This is a genomic window from Pantoea sp. A4 (assembly GCF_000295955.2).
In the GTDB taxonomy this organism is placed as follows: domain Bacteria; phylum Pseudomonadota; class Gammaproteobacteria; order Enterobacterales; family Enterobacteriaceae; genus Pantoea; species Pantoea multigeneris.
Genome location: NZ_ALXE01000024.1, coordinates 80,429 through 86,428, shown reverse-complemented (window position 1 = coordinate 86,428; position 6,000 = coordinate 80,429). Strand labels below are relative to the sequence as shown.

General features: G+C 45.8%; 2 protein-coding genes and 1 pseudogene. All 3 read right to left on the bottom strand.

The window, feature by feature from the left end; genetic code table 11:
• On the bottom strand, positions 1-887 hold an 887-nt coding region (locus tag B880_RS0111065), incomplete at its 3' end, for a type I restriction-modification system subunit M (protein ID WP_017347474.1).
• A 271-nt stretch (positions 888-1,158) separates the two neighbouring features.
• On the bottom strand, positions 1,159-2,172 hold the full coding sequence (locus B880_RS0111060; RefSeq protein ID WP_017347473.1) for a restriction endonuclease: 1,014 nt from the start codon (positions 2,170-2,172) through the stop codon (positions 1,159-1,161).
• 1,445 nt (positions 2,173-3,617) lie between these two features.
• Positions 3,618-5,879, bottom strand: a pseudogene (locus B880_RS27265) (type I restriction-modification system subunit M); the annotation flags it as partial.
• Between the last annotated feature and the right edge of the window lie 121 nt (positions 5,880-6,000).

Sequence of the window (6,000 nt, the reverse complement as noted above, 5' to 3'; positions counted from 1 at the left end):
TTCCAGTCCACGCCAAACGGCGGGTTAGAGAGCATGTAGTCAAACTGATCCAGCGGTAACTGGTCGTTAGAGAGTGTGTTACCCAGCTTAATACGGCTGACGTCCTGACCTTTGATCAGCATGTCGGCTTTACAGATAGCGTAGGATTCCGGGTTCAGCTCCTGACCAAAGGCACGCATCACCGCATTAGGGTTCAGCTCGTGCACATATTCCATGCCTGAAGAGAGGAAGCCGCCAGTCCCGGCCGTTGGGTCATAAATGGTGCGGATGATACCGTCCTGCGTCAACGCTTCATCATCTTCCATAAACACCAGAGAGGTGGTCAGACGCACGATATCGCGGGGGGTGAAGTGCTCACCGGCGGTCTCGTTGGAGCTTTCCGCAAAACGACGGATAAGCTCTTCAAACACCAGCCCCATATCATGGTTGGAAATCGCTTTTGGACTTAGATCGGTGGTGGCAAATTTCTTCACCACTTTGAACAGCAGGTTGGCATCTTCCAGCAGGCCGACAAACTCACTGAATTTGAAATGTTCGAAGATTTCACGGGCATCGGGCGAGAACGACTGAACGTAATTCTCCAGGTTGGCTTTGATGTCGTTCTGGCCCATCTTGCCAAGATCCATCTTCGAGGTGTTGAAGAAGGAAAGCTTGCTGGCACGCAGCAGAAACTTCTCTTTGGCATCTTCCGGCAGCGGGCTGTTTTTTAATTCATCGTATTTCGCCACCACCGCATCTTTGGTCTCCGCCAGCACACACTCCAGGCGACGCAACAGCGTAAAGGGCAGGATAACACGCCCATATTGAGACTGCTTAAAATCGCCGCGCAGCAGGTCAGCGACCGACCAGATAAACGCAGCCGTTTGAGAAAAGTTAGTGTTAGTCATGAAACCCTCGGGAAGATCGCAGCCATACTGCAAAAATGCAGAGGCAAGAATTCGGTTTTGGAATGCATTGCGCAAAATCATACCTGCTACAGGGACTATCGCAACCGGTATGGGACAAAGAAATGAATACTGCGAGTGAGAAACAGTTGAGGAGAGCGGTGGGTGTGTCAGGTTAATGTCCATCTACATTCAATGAGATTAATAAACGCTTAATGCCGGACAAAAAGCCGCCTTTAGGCGACCCAATCATGCATCTTAACCGCTGTCGAAACTAAGTTTTGGCGGGAATATAGGTTTTTTTGAGAGGCACCAGCAACTTAGTGTCAATATCGACTTGCTCATAGTTTTCGATAAGCGCTCTGACAAGGTCATCTAGCGTCCAAAGCGTCAGCGGTATCGTCGAACGATCGGCTTCATAACGAGCATCCTTAGTGAAGCCACCGGTACTGACATAAAGCCCACGGTCGTCTTTATGACGGCCGCCAATAAAGCTACGGATTTGCTGACTTCCCATCTGTTCTCTGCGGTGTTTTACCTCAACGATAATACGAGGATTTTCAAAGCCAAATCCATCAGGTGAAGCGATGATGTCTTTACCCCTATCGGCTCCAGCAGGAGACACCTGAGTTTTATATCCCATGCTGCGTAAGACGCCGGCAACAAGGTCCTGCATCTCATCCCAGTCAAGTGAGTTAATACGATCTTTAATACCCTCAAACGCAAGCATTTCCATATCACGAAGCGGATCTGAAACAACTTCATCCTCATCCATTCGAACTGAATTCTGAGTAATAACGACTACTGCGGATTTCTTATCCTGTAAAAGCTCTATTAGCGCATACTCTGGAAGCTGGAAAACTGTCAGCGTAGAGCCCAGTGTATTTTTGGTCGCAACAGTCAAACGATCGCGGTCGATTTCTTCAGTATTCCATTTAACCTGTCGAGCAATCCCCATCCCCTCCTCCACCCATTCTGGATGATATTGGAAGTCGGAAGTAACTTTGCCTAACAGATAAGTACGATTGGCTGGCGAATAGGTAATAACCCAATCACCCTTTTGGATTTCATTCACAAAACGCCAGACCTGTGATGCACCAGAACGGGCACTTCCCAGCTTCGTTAAGGGATCTACTTTCTGGTATAAGGCGAGTAACTGGGATCGGGTCAGGCCGGATTTGACCAATGGAGCCAGTTGCGACCAACCAATACCTACAATTTGTTTATCGCGAAAATCGTCATAGAGTTTGCCACCATCGCCGCGAATCATCCACATTCTGTTACCCATATCTGTCCCTTATGCGGAAAAGAAATTAAGCTGGATCATAAGCTTGTTAGCTGCAGGCGTCAAACGCATTACACTGAATGTCCTCATATCCCAAGATTTATTTTTTTGAGGAAATAACTAGTGATAAATCTAATTTTTTATCAGAGATCCTAACTATGCAAGGCAATTCACCCCAGGCTATCTGTAATAATTTTTTTCTCAATAAATGTGTAAGTTGTAACGTTAGGATAAGGACAAACAAAACGAATATTATCGTCAAAAATGTCACTGTAGAAGTAAAAACCCATTATATCACTTTCAGGTAAAGTTTCTCTCATGACCATCAAAGGAAAAATTTTTGTTACGATTATATTTTCATTGCCCGCTAAATCACTATGTGCAAGATATAACTCTCCGGATATCATAGGCTCAGAAGTCTTGAATTGTGTGGTTTTACTCGGGTTAATTCCCAACCCTTTAAGAACCTCAACTTCATTCAAAAAACCACTTCCATCGAATTTTGCTTGAATTGGTCTTATAAGAGTGGTAATTTCAAAAAACTCTCGACATTCAAGTTGCATACGATTAACTAAACGCTCAACAAGTTCTTTAGTTGAATTTACAGCTATAGTAGACGGCAACCCTCTATGAGAAATATCATTTCGTAGCTTAGTAGCTTCATGGAGAATGTTTACAATCTCGTCACTACATATCAAGCTGACATTACCATCACTTAAATCAAACATATTTTTATAATCATTAATTCGATTATAGCCAAAGGCCATTGTGATATCTGGCAAGTCTTTTTTCTTTCTACAAAAAAATCCTATTGACGGCTTTTTATAACCAAAAATAAATGAAACGAAATACAAACCAAGATATTCAAAAAACTTGATAAAAGCCTCACACCTCTCCCTATTATTAAATTTTGACTCTGCTAACTCCCACAGAATGGCTAAAGGTGTAGGCAGCATCGCTGAGAATTCTTGTTCATATCTTTGCGCAACACTTTGATATGGTAATAATTGTTCTTGTGCCGAATTAAAATTTGAAAAAACAGATTTTTTAATTAAAGAGACCCGAGACAATACTGCCTCACACTCATTCCATAACTCTATTAACCTTGACTGATTACCTACGACTGGAAGCGAGATCCTCGTATTTAGCCATGCTGACATTGATATATTCATTGAATAATGACAAAGGGGATTGAAGTTATTTCTAAGCCAGTCTACACCTTCTTCCTGTTGTAAAAGTATATTATAAAAATCAGGGAGGAGAGTTTCATTGTGAAAATCAAAGCGAACTGGATTGAGTGCTATTCTCTTTTCACTTAAGGAAGAGAATTCATTTATCCTTCCAGTAAATTGATCTAATACGTAAGACCCGGAATTGTTTTTTTTCACTATTTCTTTTAAACGAACTATTTTTCCTTGAAGAAGCTTATCTCTATAGCGTTTTCGTTGAAAACAGGAATGAAAGTTAATCTCATAACCAACTACCCCGACATTATTATCTTTATTATCTCTCTTTTCGGCATTAATCCAAGAATAAGCTACCAATGGCAGCACTTCTGATTTTAAGTAATTTTCAATCAGGTCACTGGTGGGTATCGCCGGGTTCAGCGGTACGTTTTCGTTATCACGTAGCTCGCCGTCTTGTTCAAACTCCACCACTTTGCCTTTGTACTCAAATGCCCCGTAAAGCGGCTGGGCGGCTTCTTTCAACACTTTCTTCACTACCGGCTCGGCATCCGGGTTTTTCGTGGTGGTGGCATCGATAAACTGCTTATTCTCTTTTACATCCAGCTTCACGCCAGCCGTTTTGATGGCTCCTTTCAGGGTCAGCTGGAACTGGTTAAAGTCATTACTCATCAGCGTTTTGCCACCCGCCTGCGTACCCAGTGCCTCCTGAATCTGCTGTGCTTTTTCCATCAACCCGCGCTGCGCCAGCCACAGTTTGCTATCGAGCAGATCTTTAATTTGTTTCTCTTTTAATTCAGCAAATTCGGCTTTGATGATAGCACGTGCATCGGTTTCCAGCTCGGAGAAATCACCATAACTATTTTCCTGCCATTGGGGTGTGAACTCTTCATACAGGCGTTCCATCGGCGCGTTAAAAGGCTTCGGCGCAAAACGCAAAGTCGCAATCGCCTCATCCGTCACCTGAGCAGATAAACGCAGCGGGCGCTCAATGGTCAGGCGGCGATAGCCAAAGTCGGTGCTGTTAAATATTTTACTGGCGAAGGTTTTCGGCGTTTCAGTTTTAGCCGTCGCTGGCTGGCGGCCACGGCTGGATTTTTGCTCGGCGTCTTTTTCCAGACCCAGTTCTTCTAGGGTAGTGGTATCTACCACTTCAAACTCACCAAAGGTCTGCGTTATCAACTTGATGTCGTCTTCGCCTATCAGGTTACGCTTAGAACCCAGCGATTTACGCATTTTGCCGCACAAGTTGGTGCCATCAATCAACTGTACTTTGCCTTTACGCTCAGGTGCTTTTTTGTTGGAGAGGATCCAGATGTAGGTGGCAATGCCGGTGTTGTAGAACATGTCCGTTGGCAGCGCGACAATGCCTTCCAGCAAATCGGCTTCCAGAATGTAGCGACGGATTTCACTTTCACCGCTGCCCGCCCCGCCGGTAAACAGTGGAGAGCCGTTAAGGATAATCCCGATCCGCCCGCCGTTGCTCACGCTGCCGTCCACATTGTGGTTGTCGCGCATTTTGCTGATCAGGTGCATCAGGAACAGCAGCGAGCCGTCGGAAACACGCGGCAGGCCCGGACCAAAGCGACCGTTAAAGCCTTTCTGCGTATGTTCGTCGTTAATCTCACCCTCAATCTTCTTCCAGTCCACGCCAAACGGTGGGTTGCAAAGCATGTAGTCGAACTGGTCCTGTGGCAGCTTGTCGTTAGAGAGGGTGTTACCCAGCTTAATACGGCTGACGTCCTGGCCTTTGATGAGCATATCGGCTTTACAGATAGCGTAGGATTCCGGATTGAGCTCCTGACCAAAAGCATGCATGACCGCGTTAGGGTTCAGCTCATGAACATATTCCACGCCCGCAGAAAGGAAGCCGCCGGTACCGGCCGTCGGGTCATAAATGGTGCGGATGATACCGTCCTGCGTCAGCGCTTCGTCATCTTCCATAAACACCAGCGAGGTGGTCATACGCACGATATCGCGTGGAGTGAAGTGCTCACCAGCAGTCTCGTTAGAGCTTTCTGCGAAACGACGGATAAGCTCTTCAAACACCAGGCCCATTTCATAGTTGGAGATCGCTGTTGGGCTAAGATCGGTGGTGGCAAATTTCTTCACCACTTTGAACAGCAGGTTGGCATCTTCCAGCAGGCTGACAAGCTCACTGAATTTGAAGTGTTCAAAGATCTCACGCGCGTCCGGGGAGAACGTTTGTACGTAGCTTTCCAGGTTGGCTTTGATGTCGTGCTGATCCATCTTGGCCAGATCTATCTTCGAGGTGTTGAAGAAGGAAAGTGTGCTGGCGCGCAGCAGAAATTTCTCTTTGGCATCCTCCGGCAGTGGGCTGGTTTTTAATTCATCATATTTCGCCACAATCGCGTCTTTGGTCTCTGCTAATACACACTCAAGGCGACGCAGCAGCGTAAAGGGTAGGATCACGCTCCCGTACTGAGACTGCTTGAAATCACCGCGCAGCAGATCGGTCACCGACCAGATAAAGGCAGCCGTTTGAGAGACGTTAGTGTTAGTCATGAAGCCCTCGGGGAGATAGCGTCCATTGTGCAAATGTGCACATGCAAAAATTCAATTTTGGAATGCAGTGTGCAAAATAATACCTGCTACGAAGACTATCGCAAACGATAGAGGACATAGA